The following is a 20244-nucleotide window of genomic DNA, read 5'->3' as shown; positions in this document are numbered from 1 at the left end:
TATTGTGATATATTTGAAATCTTCTTCTTACTACTCATGTTAAAATGAAAGCGTTTTATAGTAAACGGACAAAATGGACAATCTGTCTAAAGACACCGCTCTCATTTATAGATAGGATTTTTATATTACTAACATTCTAGGGATGATTCAGATGACCTCTTCTATAATTTCTAAAAAAATAATCGCGAACTCATTGAAATATTTAATGGAAACAGAGTCGTTTCATAAAATATCAGTGAGCGATATTATGTTACACTGTCAAATGCGTAGGCAAACTTTTTATTATCATTTTAAAGATAAATTTGAACTATTAAGCTGGATTTATAGAGAAGAAACGAAAGAAAACATTATCGACTTTCTCGATTATGAAACATGGGAAAATATTTTCGATTTATTATTTGATTACTTTTACGAAAATCAAAAATTTTACCGAAATGCTTTTAAAGTCATTGAACAAAACTCGTTTAATCACTATTTATTTGAGCACACGAAAAACTTATATATGAAGATTATTGATGAACTATCCGTGAACTGTGGCTTAACTCTTTCTATTGAAACGAAAAATACGATTGCCTCCTTTTATAGTCACGGCTTCGTTGGAACGATAAAAGATTGGATTGAAAGCAAGTGCGAAGTAAATCCATCCATTATGTCTTCTCTCATGAAAAATATGATAAACAATCAATTACTACTATTACTGGAGCAGTCAGCAAAGTAATTAAAGGGTGGCAAAAGCAATGAAAAAGATTATGAATGATGTACAAAATATTGTTCAAGATATGATGCATGGCTTTTATTTTGAACATAACGACAAAGTAAATTACGACGAAACAAATAACATCATTTATGTAAAAGATATTGAAAAACTGAAGCAAAACGTTGCTATAATAAGCGGCGGTGGTAGCGGGCATGAACCCGCTGATATTGGCTATGTAGGAAAAGGAATGCTTACGGCAGCAGTAAACGGAAGCATCTTCACTCCGCCTACAGTGGAACAAATTGTGGCGGCAACTCGCCTCATGCCGAAAGATAAAAATATTTTATTCATCATTAAAAACTTTAAAGATGACGTTGAAAACTTTCTAACGGCAAAGCAAATTGCTAAAGAAGAAGGAAGAAAAATTGACCACATCATCGTAAATGACGACGTTTCAATTGAAGATGATGCTTCTTTTAATAAAAGAAGACGCGGCGTAGCTGGCACTGTTTTCGTTCAAAAAATAATTGGTGCGGCCGCTCTTGAAGGACATTCTTTAGAAGAACTAACAGCACTCGGCCGTTCTATTACTGAAAACTTACACACATTAGGAGTTGCCCTTTCCCCTGCCAACGATCCAGTAAAAGGAAAAGCTTCATTCACATTAAACAATGATGAAGTGTTTTACGGCGTCGGCATCCATGGCGAAAAAGGTTACCGTAAAGAAGCGCTATCCTCTTCTGAAATATTAGCGATCGAACTGATGAACAAACTAAAAAGCATTTATCGCTGGAGAAAAGGAGACAATTTCGCTATCCTCATTAATGGACTCGGCGCGACACCATTAATGGAACAATATATTTTCGCGAATGACATTCGCCGTTTGTGTGAACTGGAAGGATTACATGTGGAGTTCGTAAAGGTTGGTACGCTGTTGACTTCTTTAGATATGAAGGGTGTTTCTCTCAGTTTGCTTAAGGTAGAGGATTTGGATTGGGTGAAGTGGTTGAAGGCGGATGTTAGAGTGGGTAATTGGTAAGTAAAAATTATGATGATAAAAGCCTTTAACTATAACAAGTTAAAGGCTTTTTACAAATTGAAATATCGCTCGAGCGTTCAAAAGAAATTCATACTCACCTCACTGAATGATTACAGGTCTTCCAAATAAAGCTGGATAATAAATGAACATCGCACCTACAAATGAACACACTAAACAAAAAACAGCCTCGTATTTTATGACTAGAGACGAGTTTGTATCAAGCTTTTTTTCCTCTCTTTTCAATATCAATTTAAATAACGCTGTATATAATACTTTATATAAGACATACCCAATAATTGCCCCAAGGGTATTCGTAAATAAATCATCAATATCTGTAATTCTATTATTTAGTAATTGATTTAACTCAATTGCCAATGAAAAAAAGAATCCCGCGCATACGGTGTTTTTTATCTTTCTAAACTGCGGCCAAATAGTCGGTAATAAAAAACCTAACGGCATAAACAGTACAATGTTCAAAAGATACGTAGTACTACCTACCGTATCAAATAGAGTCAAGTTGATTTGACTTACACGAATCCACGTTTCATATCTACTTATATCCCATACAGTCGCGATTTGCGTTACCTTATACACTAGCGAAAGGTAGAATAGAAAAACATACACCCATAAAAAATGCCGAATAGATATATTGTTTTTCGCTTTAAAATAAAATCCAATTTGAAACACAATACAAAAAATTATAGTAAAAAAATACGTATACAAATAACTATTCAAAACTCCTGTATGCATGTAGAATCCCCTAACTTTACATTTTCATCTATGACTTTGTCTTTTTTAGTCTCCTTCATGATGTAAGTCATTTATAGGATAGGAAAAACTTTTAAAATAAAGAGTGGGATAAACATAAAATTTTTCTTAAATCTTCAGTTGGGTTTTATTATTACTCTTCTTAGGAATCCGCCATTGATAGCTAGGCAACAACATGCTTAAACCTAACAATACTATCATTTTTGCCTGTAATACTTTAACCGATGCAGCATATATAAACTCATGTGAATCGTTTGTTCAGTTAACACATGAAATTAAGAAATATATGACGTACTATAATCACTCTTGCTATCAATAGAATTTAAAGAAAATGACTCCTGTTTGCATACAGAAATCATCTTTTTTAGGTTGCCTAACTTTTTTTAGAATGTCCTTTACAAAAGGTACAGATCAAGAGCACCCTGTTCCTATTCGAGGGGATCAACTATACCTTCTTCCCTTAAAATCACACAAACCCATTTACAAATCTATAAAAATAGATATAATATCCTTATGGAACCTTTATTAATTTATAAAGCATTGTCAAATGAAACAAGATGTCAAATTTTATCATGGTTGAAAAATCCAGAAAACCATTTCGATGAAAAAGCTTATCTAGAGCAAGGCCTTAGTTTTCAAGTTGGAGTGTGCGTAGGAGATATCCAGCTTAAAACTGGCTTAGCCCAATCGGTTATTTCTAGTTATTTATTAACTATGAAAAAAGCAGGTTTACTACAATCTGACCGAATTGGAAAATGGACCTACTATCGCCGAAATGAAAAAACAATACGAGAGTTTTCTGAATACGTTCAAAACGAATTATAAAATGAAAGCAAATAATCAACCTACCAATTGATTATTTGCTTTCACACATTCTACTTTTATATAGCTGTCCAATACATTCTTTTTAAAACTTCGCTACCTATAAAAGTAAGAAACATAGAAAGGAGCATTTTTTTAACATATCATATCTAGTTATTTAGATATCTGTCTTTGTACTTAACATTACATAATTCTAATACTATTGACATCCAATCATGCTCATTTCTTTGTTAATAAATCGATTTTACTTTCAAAATAATAATAAGAATGGAGAGTTTTACAAATGAAAAAAGTAAGTCCTTTACTTATTCTTACACTAGCAATAGGGGTGTTTGGAATTATTACTACCGAGATGGGTATTGTCGGCGTATTACCACAAATCACTCAGAAATTTGGCATTTCAACTGCACAAGCAGGATTTTTAGTAAGTATATTCGCACTAGTCGTTGCTATTTCTGGTCCGTTTTTAATTCTGCTCATTTCTAGTATTAATCGCAAAATAATTTTATTAACAGTCATCTTTGTTTTTGTTATTTCAAATATAATCTACGCTTATACAATACAATTTGAAATCATGCTTGTTTTTCGTATTTTACCAGCAGCACTTCACCCACTCTTCTTTTCAATCGCTCTTGTAACAGCTGCTAAACTTGCCCCTCCTGAAAAGAGTGGTCAAGCGGTTACAAAAGTTTTCATGGGAATTACGGTTGGCTTTGCACTAGGTGTACCATTAACCTCTTACCTTGCAGATCAATTTTCATTAGAAATTGCTTTCTTATTCGGAGCGCTTATTAACGCCCTTGCATTCATTGGAATGCTAATCTCACTTCCTTCTATGCCCGTTAAAGAAAAAATGTCTTTCGGCAAACAAATTCGTATACTCGGCAAACCAGGATTATGGTTAAATATTTTAACCATCACATTCCTTTTTGCAGCTATGTTTTCCGTATACAGCTACTTCGCCGAGTACCTTGCAAAAGTAACTTCCATGAATGGATCTCTCATCAGTATCATGCTATTCATATTTGGTATAGTTATGATTTTAGGCAATCATTTATTTGGTAGTCTCTTGCAAAGAAGCATAGTAAATACAGTAATATCGTTCCCTATTTTATATTCTATTGTTTACATATTGGTTTATTATTTAGGTTCTTATCTTGTTCCAATGATTTTTATGGTATTCATTTGGGGAATCGTGCATGCTGGTGGATTAATTGTTGGTCAAACATGGTTAATAAGTGAAGCAAGAGAAGCACCCGAATTTGGTAATAGCCTATTCGTTTCATTCTCAAATCTCGGAATTACTCTAGGAACAACTATTGGAGGCTGGTTCATTTCAAACTTAGGTATTCATCAACTTATTTGGAGTGGATTTATATTTACACTACTTTCATTTCTATTAATTATAATAAAACTAAAATTTTTCACTTCTAATAACCTAGCTTCATTATCAAGCTAGTACATTTTCAATTCCAAATTGGATAAAAAACATTATAAAGTGAAACTTTAATCAGCTCTCACCACTTGGGCGTTTACAGGCAGCCCGGCAAATAGCGGGATAAATTCTATATAAAATACTGGTTATTCTTCTTATAAGATTTTATAAACTATAAAGTATGACACTTAGAGCCTATAGCTATAATTACAAGTTAAAGGCTTTTTATATAAAAACAGCTTTAAAAGGTGCTAATCTTATGGAACATCATCAAAATAGAATACTAAAAAAAGGCTCCATTGCTGGAGCACTCAAAAAATAATATAACTAAACGAATTAAAACAAGGAACAGACAATTAAAATATACAAATAAAACATAAATAAATCTATATATATGTAATATTACATATAAAAACCCTATTTATCGCTGCTATAATAAACTTACTCGATGATTGTTATATTATTCATAGGTTATACCTTCTTAACACCAATTTTACAAAGAAAAAAGGACATCTTAATTGATGTCTTTTTTCTTATATGATAACGACGCAATACAATTAAGATGATTCCAATCGAAAGAAGGCACCTTAAAGTGTTTTTTCTTCATTACACAATACGAAAGCATACTCTCTTTCGCCTTCAACTTTATGTAATTATACATATTAACAAAAAATACACTTAATGAATATTAAATATAGTAAAATATAAACTGTGGACACGTTCTATAAAGCAGATTCTTTTGATAGGCGTAACATATCAATCATTTTAGGGGATGTGGCGTTACTCCGATACTAATCTCAAATTTCTTGTATTTTATGAACTAACAATCTGGTGTATATAGATGATTCTGTTTTATAGGGTGTGTTTACATTTATAACAAAGGGGTAATACGGATAGATTCGTATTAAATGAAAATGGTTCAAGTCGAAGGAAGGCACCTTAGGGTGTCTTTTCTTTATTCCTCCGCATCCCTCATACTGTAATACCCCAAATTAATAATAACCAAGAAATATCCCCCCATGATTCCAGCAGTAAATGTCCACATGAATTCATGGTGTTCTATTTCATACATAATAATTGCACCTAGTATTGCGGCTGCGAACCGATTCATCATTCCGAGCATCGGTGCTTTTTCTTTTTTTACAATGCTATCTCCGAACTTTTCAATACGCCTTCCTAAAATCCAGGCGCAGTACATACTCACCAAAAGGCCAATACTTATCCCTACAAACTGGGCTGAAAAAGGTGTCATCAACCATCCCAATAACATTACGCCTAGCAAACAATACATTTGTATGTTGAACGATCTTAGTGCCATACGAATCATGTTATTCTCCTTTATCTTTCTCATTGTAGTTCCGTATCATCAATCCAATCTTTCAGGCTTCAAGCTTTCAGCTATATCTTTTTTAAAATGAGGAAATTTGATTTTGCTCACCATTAAATAAGCGAGTACGCATGTACCAAATGCCACGGAAACTGGATTATTTAGGCGGCATAAAATGAGGATACACATCGCCGCAAATGGAATGGGCATTCCGATGAATGTTGGGAGTTTGCTTTGCCGTGTGTTAAACCTCGCAAGCCGAAGCATTCCACAAATACTATACGCGAGGGCACATATCATCCCGATAGACTGTAAATCTTTTAACGAAGCACTATATGCAAGAATAGACGGTGCCACACCAAAAGTAACTAAATCCGCAAATGAGTCTAGCTCTCCGCCTATTTCCGAAACAGAATCAAGTTTCCGAGCGACCATGCCATCAAAAAGGTCAAACAACATACCCGTAATAATAAAAACTGCTCCCAAATAAATATCGTGAACGAAAACAGCGTGAATAGCCAAAAGCCCACACACAAAATTTGCTATCGTAATCATATTCGGTATGTAACTCATCACATGCTTCCCCTCCTTTCTACTAATTGTTTCATCTTGCTTCTTACTCATTACAATCAATATCCTTCTGCTTTTCTTCCAATATCACTTTATTTATTTTCGTTAACGTATCGGTCATTTGCTCTAGGGCATTTATATCGATTTTGGAAAAGTATTTCTCAATTAATACATCATCTAACTCAGACAACCGCTCTATATACTTACTACCTTTTGGACCAAGTGTAAGAAAATACTCCCTTTTATTATTAAGGTTTACTTGTTTTGAAATCATCTGTTGTTTTTCCAATTTCGATAAAACTTGGCTCACAGCACTTTTCGTTATATTAAACGTACTCGCAATGTTATTTGCTGTCGTGTTTTCATTTAAATGAATATGAAATAACATGCTCTCTTGCTGCCCAGTAAGACCGAACTCATCCTTTAAATCTTGAAATAGTAAAATATAGAGTTCCGTATAGGCTCGATTCATTTCATTAATTACTTCTTTATACGTTCTAGTCATAGCATCCTCCATGCTTTTATTTCGTTTCACTTAATAGTTAAGTTTACTTAACTTAACTATATTATACCGTTATGTTCGTGTAAAGGGAAATATAACTCTACACTTTATCAGCTGTGCTTTTAATGTATGTAAAACTTTCTCTCTTCATAATCTTCTACATCAGCTTCTTCCCAAAGCTCACGATTTTCCCCTCGCTCGATTAATGCAAACCTCCCCTTTCTCCAGTTGTATTGCCGCAAGACCAATGTATAAGACATAGCACCTATATCAAGTTCATCTAAATACTCTTCTAAAACAAGCTTAGTTCCTTCATCTAAACACTTAACAAATAGTTATGAATAATCAAAATTAAAATCAAATAAATTCCATATAGACCCATTACTGGTTAAAATGTTATAATGAAATCACCCTACATAGTTACTCATAGCCAGACTGAGGAACTAGCGTCTTATTAAGTAATGCGCATAACTAAAATAAAAAAGACACTTTTTAAAGTGTCTTTTTTATTTATATTCTATTCCTAGGAATTATCTCTTTTATAAACAGAATCTATCAAACAGTAAAGGAGACTAACAGATGGAACATCCTGTTGCAAGAGAATTACGTTTTATACGTGTATGTCTTATCGTTTTGATTATTGTCATTGCATTCTGGGATCGTGAGAAAACTGTGGAAATCACTGATCACGGTAGTGAACCTATCGTAAACACGAGCAATATGACCCAAGTTGGTGAGAATACATTTGCATACAAAGACGAATCTAATCAAATTAAAATATTTAAGTTTAATCCAGATACAAATGAAATAAAATTAATAAAAGAGTTTTATGCTAACGAATATTAATGAAATTACATTGGACAAAAGGCACCTCAAGGTGTCTTTTTTATTTTCAAAAGGACCCGCTCATGTTTATACTTCAAAACATAAAGTAAATGGAATCCGTTAAAAAACACGAGTGACCCTTTGTTTTCCCCTCTTATTAAAGGAGGAACTATTATGGGATTTGGCGGTAGTTGCGGTGGAAGCTGCGGTTTTTCTGGAGGATTTGCACTATTAGTTGTATTGTTTATTTTATTAATCATCGTTGGAGCTTCTTGCTTCTGCTAAAAAACTATTGGAAAAGACACTCTTATATGGGTGTCTTTTCTTTGTAAACTAAAATGTATGTGAAATGAAAACATAGTAAGAATAGAATACTCACTTAAATTATTTTTCACTTCACAAACTACATCCAAAAAGTTGGATAATTTCTTTTACTACTCATATTATTAATGAATAAAGCAATAACTACAATAACAACGGAGCCAATTAAAACTGGTGTTACTAAATAACTCCAACTATTTGCCCCTAAAATAACGATAATCGGATCGGCGCCTGCTGGAGGGTGCGTCGTTCTCGTTAACATCATAACGGCTATTGCCATCCCCACCGCTAAAGCAATTGTCCAATATTCATTCCCAAACAAATGATATATTGATAGACCGATGAAAGTTGAAATCAAATGTCCTCCAATAATATTACGCGGCTGAGATAATGGCGCATTCCAAACTCCAAACGCTAATACACAACTCGCCCCAAATGGAGCCATTAATAATTCTGTAGAGGTTATGCTCGTTAAATATGTTAAGGTAAGAATTGTTAAAAATCCCCCTAGTAGTCCCGTTAAAGAGTCCTTTACATTTACTTGTAATGGGCTTCTTCCTTTCCCTTTCATTTTTGTAAAATATCGTACACTTATTGGTTGAGGATCTTTCTGCTTAGTTGCTGTTATATTATCCATCGTTCTCCTCCTTTATTTACCAACAATTATAACCTGACATAACTAACCTGTAAACGTTAATTTTAAGGGTTATTTCAAGAATACAAAAAAAGAATCAACTGTTATAAGTTGATTCCCTAAACTTCTTCACATTTTCGATTCTGGAATTTTGCTACCTTTTTCCGGTTCCCACATATTTTCATAGAACACCATTTTCGTTTTCCACTCTTATCTATAAATAATAAAACACAGTCAGGGTTTGAACACCTTTTAAGGGAAATAAGCTTATTTTCTACTATTAAAGTTAAAGCATCAAATGCAATTAACGATGTGAGTACATCCTCGATTTCTCCAACCGGGATAGGTACTAGCTGCTGTTCAATGATTTTATATGTAAACGGTGCTTTCTCAATTTGTTTTTCTAAATACGTAATAAAATCATTGGAAATTTCGTGCTGATCAGCAATTGCCTCAAACTGCTTTCTCATTATATTTCTTATTTCTAATATACTAGATGTAACCAGCTTCATTCGCTCTTGAATCCCTATAAATGTTTTTCCATTCAAAAAAGGAAGATTAACCTTTATTACATATAGCCATTCTAATACATCTTCATCTGTTATTAATAAATCATAACGTTGTCCACGCTTAACTAACTCTGTATTTACTAAATCTAATGAGAGATTTCCCGATATAAGTGGGAATTGTTTTGTTTCCTGCATGTACTCATCACCTTCTCTTTAAATAATCATATTCCAAATTAATACAGAAGTACAACTTTTTTATAAACTACAAAGTATGAAGATTAAAGTCTTTAGCTATAATTACGACTAGAGGCTTTTGTATGTAAGTAAATGAAAAAGGAGCTAATTTTATGGAACATAATAAAAATGGAGTGCTTGCTTTAATTGTTTTATTTTTAGGATTAGTGTTTTTTGTTAGTGGAATGGTTTATCATTTATGGGGCTCATTTTAATTTCAACTTTTAGACAGATAAATAATTCGAATCAGAGAAATGCACAATATTTTCCCTTTTCCTTCCAAAATCAATATAATAAGATATAAAATGTAATACATATAAAGATAAATATATATAGCACTCATTAAAAGTGCTTCTATTTTGGAAGGAAGAAACAAACGATGAACAAAAAGTTATTAACATCATTATTATGTAGCACATTCTTGTTTGGAGTATCAGCTTGCAGTTCACATGATACATCTGCGAAAAACGAGCAAAAGACTTCAAAAAAAACAGAGAATAACGAACTTAATCGTAAGGTTCCGCAAAAAGAACTTCCTACCAATGTAGATTCCTCTGATGTATACATGTCAATGGGATCTGCCGAGTCATTAGATGTTCTAGGGACTGGAGAAGTTAAAGCACAAGGTGTCTTTAAAGTATTAGATATCGCAGTTTATAATCACAAAGAAGAACCCATTACACTAGATATCAACAACTTTAAATTAATTGATGGATTTGGAAGAGAATATCACATTTCCAATGAATATCAGTCAGTACTTAAAGCTGCAAATATCTCCACATTCAAATTTAATATTGTTAATCCTAATGAAAGTTCGGAAGGAAACATTGTATTTGATGTACCGAAAAACACGCAAGGATTAACTTTAAAAATTAATAATGATAAGTTAGATAAAGAACTCCAATTAAAAGTGGAATAGGCCAAATAAATACGTCTACCTTAACATTCTCTACTGACATAAAAAAGTACAGTCTTTTCTACAGCAGACTGTACTTTTTTACTTATCATTTCACATAACATTCCCTAATTTTTTTGACTAGATGCTCTCCAATCACGAAAAGATGTTGGGCGTCCAGAAAAAGCTCTTTGCTTTGTAACAGATGGTTTTTCTTCAGGAGTCATTGTTTTTTCTTTAAGAGTCGCTGGTTTTTCTTTAAGCGTCACTGATTTTTCTTCAAGAATAGTCACAGCTGTTTGCATTTTTTCTAACTGTTCTTTCAACAATTGTTGTTCAATCTTTAAATCCGTAAGTAAACGTAAAATCATCTCAGAATTAGCCATAAGATCCTCCTTCCCCCAATACACAGAATAAAATACAATATGTAGAAGACAAAATACCGGTGACAAAAATAAGGTCGTCAACTCTTTTTAACTTCCAAAATCCTTTTATTTTTTTAAGGACCTGCTCCATTCATCCTTAAAAACATAAATTAAATTAAATCCATTAATAAATGGTCTTTATGGAAGGAGGAGTTAATATGGGCTATGGCGGTAGTTGTGGTGGAGGCTGTGGTTTCGGCGGCGGATTTGCCTTACTTGTTGTGCTCTTCATCTTATTAATCATCGTTGGCGCTAGCTGTTGGGGCGGCGGATTCGGCTGCTAAGGAGAGGCACTCTTGAGAGTGTCTTTTTTTTGATATGCGGCTCGTATACATATTGTTCAAATCTATATATTTTTTAAAAATATAGATTTAAAACATATTTCTCAATGAATAAAATAACTTAACATGGTAAAATAATATTTGGATGGGAGTCCAATATATTATTAAAATTAAGATGGTTCAAGTCGAAGGAAGGCACCTTAGGGTGTCTTTTCTTTTTTATAAATAATTATAAATTAAAATCGCAAAAGATACTTACTACTTATAAGGAACATTTTGTTTAGTCCAACTATCCCCATATTTATTTGAAACTAATTACTATCATAAATATAAAGAAGTTATGGATAAAATAGTGAGGTAAATAAAACAAAATATAGATTTGATTCATATTTCTCAACGAGGTACCACCAGCGTTTTTTTTAAAATAAGCTAAGCAAAAAAATAATCAGCTGCCCATATGGACAGCTGATTTACATCATTACATTTCTATTATTTATCTTACCACCTGAACAGATGCTGGTTTCCACCCCTGATTTTCTACCCAATCAATATTAACCTTATATTTTTTATTATTTTGCTTATCTCGTACATTACCGTAGGCTTTATTATTACCATTATTCCCAATAAAATCGAAAATCAATTGGCTCTCTGGAACATCAACAGCATAAGAAATTGCTTTTTTCATCTCACTCCAATCTACTGTTCCTTCTTTAAATTTCATTTCAGGTTTTGCTCCTTGCTCGGTACCAATTGGCTTCCAAGAAGGATTAGTTTGAGAACCCTTTTCTTGAGATGCCGCTTTTTCTTCCTCATTATTTTCATTTCCGTTTGTTTTTACCGATTTTTCTGCTTTTGATTTCTCTTCTAGCTGTGCTGCTTCTTTATCTTCAGTTTTCTTCTCTTCTATCTTTGCTGTTTCTTTATCTTCAGTTTTCTTCTCTTCTATCTTTGCTGTTTCTTTATCTTCAGTTTTCTTCTCTTCTATCTTTGCTGTTTCTTTATCTTCAGTTTTCTTCTCTTCTATCTTTGTTGCTTTCTTTTCTTGAGCAATTGCTTTCTTTGATGTATTAGAAGCGGTAAATAACTGGTATGTCACTATACCAACTGTCACTAATATTAAAGTAAATGCAATATTAAAAATTGCCTTTTGACGACGATTCTGTTGTTTTTCTTGAAATCTACTTACTTGTCCCATTCTTCAAACCTCCGCGTTTACTTTCTCCTCTACTCTTTATGTATTATCTCTATAATTTTCTTAATATTTCATTAAATAATAGAAATAAACTACACTTTCCTACAGGATCTCATGTCATAATAAAATTTATTTTTTTCAAGCATCTGACATATGTCATTCAAAATAGTTTAATACATTAAAAATTGATAAGCTTCCGCACTTAAGAAACCTTCAATTTTATTCAAAGGTGATTCCGATTATGTCCACATTAGATCTCCTGTAGAAAGCTTTTTAACAATTAAACCTCTTCTTCCCTTATTTATAATTTTTAAATTAAATTTCCCTCTATAGTATAATAAAGATGTTTCGTTTTCTAATGGGGTATGTCGTAAAATCAAAAGGGATTTTATCTCTTTTACCTTCTTTTCAGAGTAAATTTCACCACTAGGAAATTCTATTATTCCTAATGTAATCTTTAATTCGCTCTCATCGAAAGGCCACTCCTTATTAAGTTCCCTTATCTTTTGTATAAAGCTTCTTTTGGTTTGTCCTATATATAGCAATGTTACATTCTTAGCACATACTCTAGAGATTGCAAATATCCCCTTCTTAGAAGCTTCTTCCCTATTATAAAAATCATTTATACTATACATTCCATACCATTTAATATTTACTGTTTCTATGAATCTCACCTCATTTTTAGACAATATTATAATTTCTGAATGTTCAAATTATAATAGACGCATAGTCCTGATTACTTGAATTATAAATTGTGCTTTTCAATAATACATTTTATTATTACTAATTTCAATAATACAAAAAAAATACAATATTATAGTTTAATTACAAAACTTTATAAAAAAACAAAGTGATGTCGTACCAAATATTATATTTTTCAATATCAGACTATCGTGAACAAAAGTTAGAGAGTTATGGAATAAAATATAATTTGTATGTACATACATTTCTTTAAAAAGAAGTTTTGTAGTTTGCAACTGAATTAAAAAAACATAGATTTTTATGACTCTTTTTGGGGATATAGCAAAGTGGGATCTTTTATATGCACGTTACTATACCGAACTAAATTTCGGTATAGTATTTTTTTGCAGCTCCTTGATTTTTCACCAAATACGCATAAAAATCAATAGTATGAAAATAAACTACTGGCTAAAAGTTTACTTTCGATAAAATAAAAAAGAACCTGCTCCATTCATTCTTAAAAACATAAGGTAAAGTGAACCCGTTAAAATACACGAATGAACCTTAGTTTTATCCTCTTACCTAAAGGAGAAACTATTATGGGCTATGGTGGTAGTTGCGGAGAAGGCTGTGGTTTTGCTGGTGGATTTGCTTTACTTGTTGTACTCTTTATACTATTAATCATTATCGGATGCAGTTGCTTCTGCTAAAAAACTATTAGAAAGGACACTCTGATATGGGTGTCTTTTCTTTATGGAAAATATCTACTATCAACCTAATTAATTTTGCCTTATAACTTCTATCATCAACAAAGGGTGATACAAACTATTACATATGTTTGTACCACCCTTTGTTGATGCGTTTAGACTTCACAAGTGTTGAAGTTTTAGACTTCTCCCTTAGTGCACCCATATTATTAGAACATCCTGTAATCTGTAGACAAAATGTAGCTAATAAAAACAATATTAATAATTTCTTCAATAAATCCTCCTACATACATAAAACACCATATGTTACAAAACAAACATAACATCAACTCTTTATAAAAACAATATAATCCTCGGTCCTTAAGCTATCTCTTAACATAGGAGTACCGTCACATATCCATCAAGCTAAGATTTTAAAATATCCCCTGCTTAAGGAATTTGTAAGTATCAAGTAAGAAAAACGAGAGCTTTGTTTTCTATAATCAAAATAGAAAGTGAAGGAAAAAAGATTATTTCTGCGATTAATATGCATGTAACAAGAGAAGAAATCTACATTTTTTTAGAATAATAATATTAGTATGTCCAAGTTTTGGAGATTGCTTGCAAATATTTTGAAGTTTTCGCACCAGAATTCTAATTACCATACTTGTTTTTTGCCATCACATATTGGAGGTTAAAACATGATTAAAAAAAAGAAAATACAAAGATTAGCACTTACCTTTATCCTACTCTTTTCTTTAGGCATTTCATCTTTCTCGCTTACAACAACTATTCACGCAGATACAAGCGAGGAACAATCTGCTGAAAAGAAACTAGTCTCTTTAACGGAGCGTACATCATTATTTTTTGAATATCTCCAGAAAGGTAAGTATGCAGAGGCACTACAGTTGACGTCTGCTGCTTTTCAATCCAAGTTTACAGCAACCACATTACAAAACTGGTGGACACAAAGTGGCTGGAGCGGGATAAAAAGCATGGGAATCCCCGTGATAAAAGAACGAAACTTGGTCCATCAGACGGTGGAAATTCCAGCAGCTACCGAAGGAACTACCATACCGCTACTCCTTAAATTCACACCTGGCGGGAAAGTAGATGAAATTGGCGAAAGGCCACCCGAGGAATCTTATACCATCCCGCATCCTAGCTATGATCAACCTGACTCCTATCAAGAACGTGAAATCGTCATTGGAAATTCTACCTATCCGTTACCAGCGACATTAACAGTTCCGAAACATAAGCGTGGTGAAAAGCTGCCCGTAGTTGTTCTTGTTCATGGTGCTGGCATCCATGATCGCGATAGCACATATATGGGAACAAAAATCTTACGAGACATTGCGGTGGGCCTTTCATCCAACGGAATTGCAGTGTTGCGCTATGAAAAACGCACCTTAGAACACGCATTAAAGATGAGTACAGAACCTGGTACGTTAGACCGTGATACTACAGATGATGCTATATTTGCAGCAAAATCAGCAGCGCAGCAGGAAGGCATTGATCCAAATAATATTTTCATTCTTGGACATAGTCTAGGAGCTGGTACAATGCCACGTATACTGAGCAAAGCGCCTTCCTCACTTGTCCGAGGAAGTATCTTACTCGCACCACCTGCACGCCCTTTGACTGACATTGCCATTGATCAGTACGAATACCTTGGGGCGTCAAAGGAAGAAATCACTGAACTAAAAAGACAGGTTGCTTTTATTCAGGATCCTACTTTCAATCCTGACCGTCCTCCAGCTGACTACAATTTTGGGTCACCTCATTTTATGTATGATGTTTCTAGGTGGCGTCCAGTTGAAGAGGCAAAATTACGAAAAGAGCCTTTACTCATTCTGCAAGGAGCACGCGATTACCAAGTAACAGTAAAAGATGAATATACAAAATGGCAAGAAGGACTTTCAAACCGCGGAAATGTTCAGTTCAAAAAATACCCGAAATTGAATCATTTCTTCATGGAAGGTGGCGGTGAATTAAGTCTTCCTAGTGAATACGAAATCCCTGCTAATGTTCCCGAGTACGTCATCCAGGACATTATTACATGGATCAACGAGACAAAAAAATAAGAAAACATCAAAATCCTTCATGCAATCATCATTGCGTGAAGGATTTTTGAAACTAGTGATTCAGACATATCTATTATAATTATATTTTTCTACGCACTAAATAAAAAGCTAAGGACCCCATAATGACAGGTGCAGCGAAGTCAAAGAAATGTGAAAAAGTAAAAGTAAAAAGAAAAAGAAATGGTATAAGTGTATAGATAAATGCTAGTCCTATAAATAAAGGAATTCCAAATTGAAACTCTCGACATCGTTTAATTTTCCTATATAAAACTTCCCCAAGTAAACAAGCTATGAGAGCTGGTATACTACCATAAGTGACGATAGTTTTTATGAATCCATGTAAAACGTCCGGGTGAATAAAGCTAGGATTAAAAATATATGAAATTAAGAACCATCCAAAAATAAAAGCAAACAGACTTGCAGCATAACTAACTACAAATTTTATCAAAGTAAGCAACGTAATCATCCCCATAATTTCCTAATATTATCTTCATTGTATCATTTTCTCTTAAAAAGACTCCAAAAGGATATACTTGCCCTTCAGCTTTCTTTTTTAACGCTTGTTCAAGACGTATTTTTTGATGTTATTCTGTATAAAAAACTTCTGGGAGCAACCTGCTCTGTTAGGTTGATAGCGATGGGGTGCCGCCAGCTTTCCGAAAAAATCACGCTAAGCCAAAAACCATAATAAGCTGTCCGTATGAGCAGCTTATTTACATAAAAAAAGACACCCTTAAGGTGCCTTTCTCCGACTGGATAAACACTTTAATTTTACTAATGTGTATTGGACTTTCCATCCTCAATGAATGGAAAGTAGAGATGCTTCAATTATGTACCGATCTGGAGCGTCTCCTATATAGTCAAAAGGATAACAAGTTGTTAATGTTAATGTTGACTCACTTTTTTCTACAATAACTGTTCGATCTTCTGAATCTGTTATCCAATGCTTTTTAATTTCATATGTATATGTTTTATTTTCATATTCCACGATAAGTTGGTCATTTTCCTTTAATTGACCAAGCTCGGTAAAAACAGTATCTCTATGTCCACTTAAAACTGTATGACCATTTCCAGATGGTGTAGTAGTTAAGTCACTAACAAACATACCTACACCCTTTTTTAGTACTTTATCATCAGCTCCCCAATATACAGAGTATTTCTTTTGTATTTTAGGGATAATTAAATATGCTACTTTATCTCCTAACTGATGGTTTACCTTTGAAGCAGGAATTTGTACAGGTTCTTCAGATTGTAATGAAGTGTCAATCTTTGTCTCTGTCTCTATCTCTGTTTGATTGATTTTTTGCGTTTCATTTTCTTTAGAAGGTGTGGAGGTCTCATATTGTTTAGCCTCGTTAGTTGTTAACGACTCTGCTGATTGTCTAGCACTATACCATTCTAGAAAATAATAGGAAAAGATAGTAAGTCCAATAACAGTTAAACATAAGCCTATCCATTGTTTTTTATTCACTTTTATCACTCCATTTGAAAACGACAGGATTTCTCCTGCCGTTTTAAGGAACTATTTTATGCGTTTGTCTTTTTACGACGGAACATTAATACAGAACCAGCTAATGCTAATCCTAAGCTTGCTAACATCATTGTAACACCGTTTGATGCTGTATTAGGTAATTTTTCACCTTGTTTTTTCGTTTCTTTTTTCACAACTGTATTAGTATTTTTCTTTGTTTCTTTTGCAGTTGTTTGAGGCTTAGTTTGTTCTTGTTTATTATTTGTTGTTTGGTTGTTTTGTTTTGAATTCTCTTGCTTAGTGTTTTCTTGTTTAACAGGTTCTTGTTTAGTGTTTTCCTGTTTAGTGTTTTCTTGTTTAGGTTGTTCTTGAGGTTTAGTAGTTTCTTTATTTTCTGTTGTAGTATTTGTGCTCTTTGGATATTTATAATCTTCACATGGAATGCCGTCTTTATCATTATCTAAACGGTGTGGATCATTTCCAACACCATATCCATTTTGATCCCAGAATGCTTGAGCATCTTGTTGACTTTTAAAATGGCCACAGTTTTTTGTATCATTAGGACTCTTAGCTGCAAATGCAGAAGAACTGTACCCCACTGTTAATAGTGTTACCGCTGTTGCTGAAGCTAATAATTTTTTCATAAATTTCTTTATCCCCCTAAATGGTATGTATTTACATTGAAATATTTTACATTTAAAAAATTAAAAATACAATAATAATTTGTAGATAAATGTAAGATTTCTAGATAATAATACCAAACTATTAATTCGTATATTGTCATATTATGTCGAAAGAAAATAAAAAAAGAGCCAAAGCTCTCTTTAATAACTAATACTAACCATAGTCACTATTCTCACAGTAATATGAATTTGATTTATCACAACAAATATATGTTGTTTGTTGGATAAATAATGGAATCAGTAAAGCATTAGCTGTAGTAGCATTTGAGACAGTAATACTTTGAAAACATCCTCAAGTAAGAAAGTTTTTGTATCTCTTGATGTTAATGTTGTTAGTGTAAAAACTCCCTTTAGATGTATACGGAGGTTTTTTAAATTTATATTTTATTAGATTCATAAACTTCTCATAAATTATAATACAAAATATAGAAATACAGTTATAATATACTATGTTCTTATATATTTTTGGGGAGGATTTATAGTGAATAAAGTATATGAATTTAAAAGTGCTGGAAAGTCTACAATTACTATTGATGGGAATTTTATCCGCATAAAAAGAAAAGGCTTTGTAAACCTTATGAATCATGGTTTAGATGGCGAAAAGACAATTGATATCAATACGTTAACTGGGGTACAAATGAAGCAGGCTGGATTTACTAGTGGATATATCCAATTTATTTTTATGGGGAGTAAAGAAAGCAAAGGTGGAGTATTTGCAGCTACAAAAGATGAAAATACAGTTATGTTTGTAAAAAAAGAGCAAAAAATGGCTGAAGAAATCAAAACATACATAGAAGGAATATTGTCAAATAAGGGGCAAACACAAGTGGCTGCAACTACAAGTGGTGCTGACGAAATATTAAAGTATAAAGAGTTGTTAGACCAAGGTATTATTACTGAAGAAGAATTCCAAGCTAAGAAAAAACAATTATTAGGTATATAGAGGGCACTCAGTTGAGTGCTTTTTTATTTTATGGATATCAACACATACACATCAAGCTAAAAATTCTTTGTGTTTTATACTAAGGAAATTTATTTTTATCATTTTGGTGAGGAACGTTTTCCTTAACCTGATAGCGATGGGGTGCCGCCAGCATTCCGAAAAAATCACGCTAAGCAAAAAATATAATAAGCTGTCGATATAGACAGCCCTTTACATAATTATCGTTATTGGAATCAAAATAAACTTACACATCCAAACTATTGATAATAGCTAATATTTGATGATCTGTCCATTTGCCATTAATCCTTATATTTTCTTTCGCTATACCTTCTTTTTTAAACCCCACTTTTTCTAATACACGAATAGGTGCTATATTATCAAGCATCGCTCCTGCTTCAATTCTATGTAGCTTTAATTCCCTAAAAGCAAAATCTACAACAAGTTGAAGAGCCTCTGTTGTATAGCCCTTTGCATTATGCTCCTTATCTAAAGTAAATCCCGTATAACAGCTTTGGAGGTCCCCCCTAACAATTTGAGTTAATGAAATGTCTCCGATAAGCTTATCATTTTCTCTTAAAAAGATTCCAAAAGGGTATACTTGCCCTTCAGCTGTCTTTTTTAGAGCTTGTTCAAGACGTATTTTTTGATGTTCTTCTGTATAAAAAACTTCTGGGAGCAACGGGCAAACTCTTTGAAAAAATTCGCGATTTCTAATATGTAAGTTAGCTAACTCGTTAGCATCAGCAGTTTTATAAAGCCGAATATAAATGTGCTTCCCTACTAGTTTCATAACATCCCTCCAACATTTTTATATGTCTAATGAGGCAAAAGTATACCATATACTTTATACGGTTGGCTATTGTCAGGAGTCATTTTGTACGAAAGAAAAGACACTCTATATGAGTGTCTTTTCCAATAGTTTTTAGCAGAAGCAAGAAGCTCCAACGATGATTAATAAAATGAATAACACAACTAATAAAGCGAAGCCTCCCGAGAAGCCACAACCGCCACAACTACCACCATACCCCATAATAGTTCCTCCTTTAGATAAGAGGGGAAAACTAAGGTTCACTCATGTATTTTAATGGATTCGTTTCATCTTATGTTTTTCCGCATTGATTGAGCAGGTCCTTTCGAAAACTATTCACATATTAACTATATTTTTAAAAATAAATAATTCGACTATATCAATAGATAGATAAATTAATATAATGTATTAA

The 20244-nt window shown here is 32.9% G+C and carries 25 protein-coding genes and 3 pseudogenes; 12 read left to right on the top strand and 16 right to left on the bottom strand.

Going from position 1 to position 20244, the window contains the following annotated elements:
- Positions 1–151: 151 nt before the first annotated feature.
- Complete coding sequence (dhaS, locus tag BCG9842_RS04810; RefSeq protein ID WP_000204218.1) at positions 152–718, top strand: dihydroxyacetone kinase transcriptional activator DhaS; 567 nt, start codon at positions 152–154, stop codon at positions 716–718.
- 19 nt (positions 719–737) lie between these two features.
- A complete protein-coding gene (dhaQ, locus tag BCG9842_RS04805) occupies positions 738–1736 on the top strand; it encodes a DhaKLM operon coactivator DhaQ (RefSeq protein WP_000723390.1) in 999 nt (332 codons plus the stop codon).
- A gap of 99 nt (positions 1737–1835) precedes the next feature.
- Here dhaQ and BCG9842_RS04800 read toward each other — a convergent pair whose 3' ends face one another.
- On the bottom strand, positions 1836–2486 hold the full coding sequence (locus BCG9842_RS04800; protein WP_000556877.1) for a VanZ family protein: 651 nt from the start codon (positions 2484–2486) through the stop codon (positions 1836–1838).
- 235 nt (positions 2487–2721) lie between these two features.
- On the opposite strand from BCG9842_RS04800, the pseudogene BCG9842_RS31550 reads away from it, so the two are divergent.
- From BCG9842_RS31550 to BCG9842_RS04790, 3 genes and pseudogenes are all read left to right on the top strand, one after another.
- Positions 2722–2823 (top strand): annotated as a pseudogene (locus BCG9842_RS31550) (TetR family transcriptional regulator); the annotation flags it as partial.
- A gap of 194 nt (positions 2824–3017) precedes the next feature.
- Positions 3018–3329 carry an ArsR/SmtB family transcription factor gene (locus BCG9842_RS04795; RefSeq protein ID WP_000433538.1) on the top strand — a complete coding sequence of 104 codons (312 nt, stop codon included), beginning with the start codon at positions 3018–3020 and terminating at the stop codon, positions 3327–3329.
- Positions 3330–3609: 280 nt separating this feature from the next.
- The gene (locus tag BCG9842_RS04790; RefSeq protein ID WP_000757910.1) at positions 3610–4785 is read left to right on the top strand and encodes an MFS transporter; all 1176 of its coding nucleotides are present in this window, start codon (positions 3610–3612) and stop codon (positions 4783–4785) included.
- A 931-nt stretch (positions 4786–5716) separates the two neighbouring features.
- On the opposite strand, the gene BCG9842_RS04785 is transcribed toward BCG9842_RS04790, so the two are convergent.
- From BCG9842_RS04785 to BCG9842_RS31545, 4 genes and pseudogenes are all read right to left on the bottom strand, one after another.
- Positions 5717–6088, bottom strand: a complete 372-nt coding sequence (locus BCG9842_RS04785; protein WP_000620600.1) for an ATP synthase subunit I — start codon at positions 6086–6088, stop codon at positions 5717–5719.
- Positions 6089–6127: 39 nt separating this feature from the next.
- Positions 6128–6712, bottom strand: coding sequence for a CDP-diacylglycerol--serine O-phosphatidyltransferase (gene pssA, locus BCG9842_RS04780; RefSeq protein ID WP_000038933.1), 585 nt, complete (start codon positions 6710–6712; stop codon positions 6128–6130).
- The gene (locus BCG9842_RS04775) at positions 6705–7163 is read right to left on the bottom strand and encodes a MarR family winged helix-turn-helix transcriptional regulator (RefSeq protein ID WP_000198949.1); all 459 of its coding nucleotides are present in this window, start codon (positions 7161–7163) and stop codon (positions 6705–6707) included. The genes pssA and BCG9842_RS04775 overlap by 8 nt, the downstream gene beginning before the upstream one ends.
- A 69-nt stretch (positions 7164–7232) precedes the next feature.
- Positions 7233–7492: pseudogene (locus BCG9842_RS31545) on the bottom strand (hypothetical protein); the annotation flags it as partial.
- 247 nt (positions 7493–7739) lie between these two features.
- Between BCG9842_RS31545 and BCG9842_RS04770 the strand changes: the two are divergent.
- Positions 7740–8006 (top strand): YmzC family protein, encoded by a 267-nt coding sequence (locus BCG9842_RS04770; RefSeq protein ID WP_000400973.1) that lies wholly within the window; start codon positions 7740–7742, stop codon positions 8004–8006.
- A 153-nt stretch (positions 8007–8159) separates the two neighbouring features.
- The gene (locus tag BCG9842_RS29255; RefSeq protein WP_000505686.1) at positions 8160–8270 is read left to right on the top strand and encodes a YjcZ family sporulation protein; all 111 of its coding nucleotides are present in this window, start codon (positions 8160–8162) and stop codon (positions 8268–8270) included.
- Positions 8271–8388: 118 nt separating this feature from the next.
- Here the strand turns inward: BCG9842_RS29255 and BCG9842_RS04765 are convergent, their stop codons facing one another.
- Entirely contained in the window at positions 8389–8943 is a 555-nt protein-coding gene (locus BCG9842_RS04765) for an HPP family protein (RefSeq protein WP_000368843.1), read from the bottom strand.
- A gap of 116 nt (positions 8944–9059) precedes the next feature.
- Positions 9060–9644: a CGNR zinc finger domain-containing protein gene (locus tag BCG9842_RS04760; RefSeq protein WP_001158427.1), complete on the bottom strand. Its 585-nt coding sequence runs from the start codon at positions 9642–9644 to the stop codon at positions 9060–9062.
- A gap of 418 nt (positions 9645–10062) precedes the next feature.
- Between BCG9842_RS04760 and BCG9842_RS04755 the strand changes: the two genes are divergently transcribed.
- The gene (locus tag BCG9842_RS04755) at positions 10063–10602 is read left to right on the top strand and encodes a DUF4352 domain-containing protein (protein ID WP_001035632.1); all 540 of its coding nucleotides are present in this window, start codon (positions 10063–10065) and stop codon (positions 10600–10602) included.
- Positions 10603–10706: 104 nt separating this feature from the next.
- On the opposite strand, the gene BCG9842_RS04750 is transcribed toward BCG9842_RS04755, so the two are convergent.
- Positions 10707–10964, bottom strand: coding sequence for a hypothetical protein (locus BCG9842_RS04750; RefSeq protein WP_000013694.1), 258 nt, complete (start codon positions 10962–10964; stop codon positions 10707–10709).
- A gap of 197 nt (positions 10965–11161) precedes the next feature.
- Here BCG9842_RS04750 and BCG9842_RS04745 point away from each other — a divergent pair, with 197 nt between their 5' ends.
- Positions 11162–11287: a YjcZ family sporulation protein gene (locus BCG9842_RS04745; protein ID WP_000540377.1), complete on the top strand. Its 126-nt coding sequence runs from the start codon at positions 11162–11164 to the stop codon at positions 11285–11287.
- A 490-nt stretch (positions 11288–11777) separates the two neighbouring features.
- Here BCG9842_RS04745 and BCG9842_RS04740 read toward each other — a convergent pair whose 3' ends face one another.
- Complete coding sequence (locus tag BCG9842_RS04740; RefSeq protein ID WP_000532017.1) at positions 11778–12479, bottom strand: YrrS family protein; 702 nt, start codon at positions 12477–12479, stop codon at positions 11778–11780.
- 236 nt (positions 12480–12715) lie between these two features.
- Positions 12716–13150, bottom strand: a complete 435-nt coding sequence (locus tag BCG9842_RS04735) for a hypothetical protein (RefSeq protein WP_002162905.1) — start codon at positions 13148–13150, stop codon at positions 12716–12718.
- Between the two features lie 606 nt (positions 13151–13756).
- Between BCG9842_RS04735 and BCG9842_RS29245 the strand changes: the two genes are divergently transcribed.
- Together BCG9842_RS29245 and BCG9842_RS04730 are read left to right on the top strand one after the other, a co-directional pair.
- Complete coding sequence (locus tag BCG9842_RS29245) at positions 13757–13867, top strand: YjcZ family sporulation protein (RefSeq protein WP_000540371.1); 111 nt, start codon at positions 13757–13759, stop codon at positions 13865–13867.
- Positions 13868–14544: 677 nt separating this feature from the next.
- Positions 14545–15927 (top strand): alpha/beta hydrolase family protein, encoded by a 1383-nt coding sequence (locus BCG9842_RS04730; RefSeq protein ID WP_000592098.1) that lies wholly within the window; start codon positions 14545–14547, stop codon positions 15925–15927.
- Between the two features lie 79 nt (positions 15928–16006).
- On the opposite strand, the gene BCG9842_RS04725 is transcribed toward BCG9842_RS04730, so the two are convergent.
- The 4 genes and pseudogenes from BCG9842_RS04725 to BCG9842_RS04715 form a co-directional block, all read right to left on the bottom strand.
- Entirely contained in the window at positions 16007–16393 is a 387-nt protein-coding gene (locus BCG9842_RS04725) for a hypothetical protein (RefSeq protein ID WP_025988997.1), read from the bottom strand.
- A 25-nt stretch (positions 16394–16418) separates the two neighbouring features.
- Positions 16419–16541, bottom strand: a pseudogene (locus tag BCG9842_RS31195) (GNAT family N-acetyltransferase); the annotation flags it as partial.
- A 185-nt stretch (positions 16542–16726) separates the two neighbouring features.
- The gene (locus BCG9842_RS04720; RefSeq protein WP_001036099.1) at positions 16727–17398 is read right to left on the bottom strand and encodes a class D sortase; all 672 of its coding nucleotides are present in this window, start codon (positions 17396–17398) and stop codon (positions 16727–16729) included.
- Between the two features lie 56 nt (positions 17399–17454).
- On the bottom strand, positions 17455–18042 hold the full coding sequence (locus tag BCG9842_RS04715) for an excalibur calcium-binding domain-containing protein (protein WP_000734536.1): 588 nt from the start codon (positions 18040–18042) through the stop codon (positions 17455–17457).
- A 520-nt stretch (positions 18043–18562) separates the two neighbouring features.
- Here BCG9842_RS04715 and BCG9842_RS04710 point away from each other — a divergent pair.
- A complete protein-coding gene (locus BCG9842_RS04710; protein ID WP_001045577.1) occupies positions 18563–19024 on the top strand; it encodes a DUF4429 domain-containing protein in 462 nt (153 codons plus the stop codon).
- Positions 19025–19268: 244 nt separating this feature from the next.
- On the opposite strand, the gene BCG9842_RS04705 is transcribed toward BCG9842_RS04710, so the two are convergent.
- Both BCG9842_RS04705 and BCG9842_RS29235 read right to left on the bottom strand, forming a co-directional pair.
- Positions 19269–19814, bottom strand: a complete 546-nt coding sequence (locus BCG9842_RS04705; protein WP_000779762.1) for a GNAT family N-acetyltransferase — start codon at positions 19812–19814, stop codon at positions 19269–19271.
- A gap of 132 nt (positions 19815–19946) precedes the next feature.
- Positions 19947–20054 carry a YjcZ family sporulation protein gene (locus BCG9842_RS29235; protein ID WP_000540375.1) on the bottom strand — a complete coding sequence of 36 codons (108 nt, stop codon included), beginning with the start codon at positions 20052–20054 and terminating at the stop codon, positions 19947–19949.
- Positions 20055–20244: the final 190 nt, after the last annotated feature.

Origin of the sequence: Bacillus cereus G9842, from assembly GCF_000021305.1 — a bacterium.
Taxonomy (GTDB): domain Bacteria; phylum Bacillota; class Bacilli; order Bacillales; family Bacillaceae_G; genus Bacillus_A; species Bacillus_A thuringiensis_S.
The sequence above is the reverse complement of the archived record's forward strand: the minus strand, read 5'-3'. Positions and strand labels throughout refer to the sequence as shown.

Bases quoted from the DNA above. Each gene is read 5' to 3' on its own strand.
- dhaQ (WP_000723390.1), top strand. From the start codon at position 738: ATGAAAAAGATTATGAATGATGTACAAAATATTGTTCAAGATATGATG.
- BCG9842_RS04770 (WP_000400973.1), top strand. From the start codon at position 7,740: ATGGAACATCCTGTTGCAAGAGAATTACGTTTTATACGTGTATGTCTT.
- BCG9842_RS04745 (WP_000540377.1), top strand. From the start codon at position 11,162: ATGGGCTATGGCGGTAGTTGTGGTGGAGGCTGTGGTTTCGGCGGCGGA.
- BCG9842_RS04705 (WP_000779762.1), bottom strand. From the start codon at position 19,814: ATGAAACTAGTAGGGAAGCACATTTATATTCGGCTTTATAAAACTGCT.
- BCG9842_RS04715 (WP_000734536.1), bottom strand. From the start codon at position 18,042: ATGAAAAAATTATTAGCTTCAGCAACAGCGGTAACACTATTAACAGTG.
- BCG9842_RS04725 (WP_025988997.1), bottom strand. From the start codon at position 16,393: ATGATTACGTTGCTTACTTTGATAAAATTTGTAGTTAGTTATGCTGCA.
- BCG9842_RS04785 (WP_000620600.1), bottom strand. From the start codon at position 6,088: ATGATTCGTATGGCACTAAGATCGTTCAACATACAAATGTATTGTTTG.
- BCG9842_RS04740 (WP_000532017.1), bottom strand. From the start codon at position 12,479: ATGGGACAAGTAAGTAGATTTCAAGAAAAACAACAGAATCGTCGTCAA.
- BCG9842_RS04800 (WP_000556877.1), bottom strand. From the start codon at position 2,486: ATGCATACAGGAGTTTTGAATAGTTATTTGTATACGTATTTTTTTACT.
- pssA (WP_000038933.1), bottom strand. From the start codon at position 6,712: ATGAGTAAGAAGCAAGATGAAACAATTAGTAGAAAGGAGGGGAAGCAT.
- BCG9842_RS04775 (WP_000198949.1), bottom strand. From the start codon at position 7,163: ATGACTAGAACGTATAAAGAAGTAATTAATGAAATGAATCGAGCCTAT.
- BCG9842_RS04790 (WP_000757910.1), top strand. From the start codon at position 3,610: ATGAAAAAAGTAAGTCCTTTACTTATTCTTACACTAGCAATAGGGGTG.
- BCG9842_RS29245 (WP_000540371.1), top strand. From the start codon at position 13,757: ATGGGCTATGGTGGTAGTTGCGGAGAAGGCTGTGGTTTTGCTGGTGGA.
- BCG9842_RS04760 (WP_001158427.1), bottom strand. From the start codon at position 9,644: ATGCAGGAAACAAAACAATTCCCACTTATATCGGGAAATCTCTCATTA.
- BCG9842_RS04730 (WP_000592098.1), top strand. From the start codon at position 14,545: ATGATTAAAAAAAAGAAAATACAAAGATTAGCACTTACCTTTATCCTA.
- BCG9842_RS29255 (WP_000505686.1), top strand. From the start codon at position 8,160: ATGGGATTTGGCGGTAGTTGCGGTGGAAGCTGCGGTTTTTCTGGAGGA.
- BCG9842_RS04765 (WP_000368843.1), bottom strand. From the start codon at position 8,943: ATGGATAATATAACAGCAACTAAGCAGAAAGATCCTCAACCAATAAGT.
- BCG9842_RS04750 (WP_000013694.1), bottom strand. From the start codon at position 10,964: ATGGCTAATTCTGAGATGATTTTACGTTTACTTACGGATTTAAAGATT.
- BCG9842_RS04795 (WP_000433538.1), top strand. From the start codon at position 3,018: ATGGAACCTTTATTAATTTATAAAGCATTGTCAAATGAAACAAGATGT.
- dhaS (WP_000204218.1), top strand. From the start codon at position 152: ATGACCTCTTCTATAATTTCTAAAAAAATAATCGCGAACTCATTGAAA.
- BCG9842_RS04755 (WP_001035632.1), top strand. From the start codon at position 10,063: ATGAACAAAAAGTTATTAACATCATTATTATGTAGCACATTCTTGTTT.
- BCG9842_RS29235 (WP_000540375.1), bottom strand. From the start codon at position 20,054: ATGGGGTATGGTGGTAGTTGTGGCGGTTGTGGCTTCTCGGGAGGCTTC.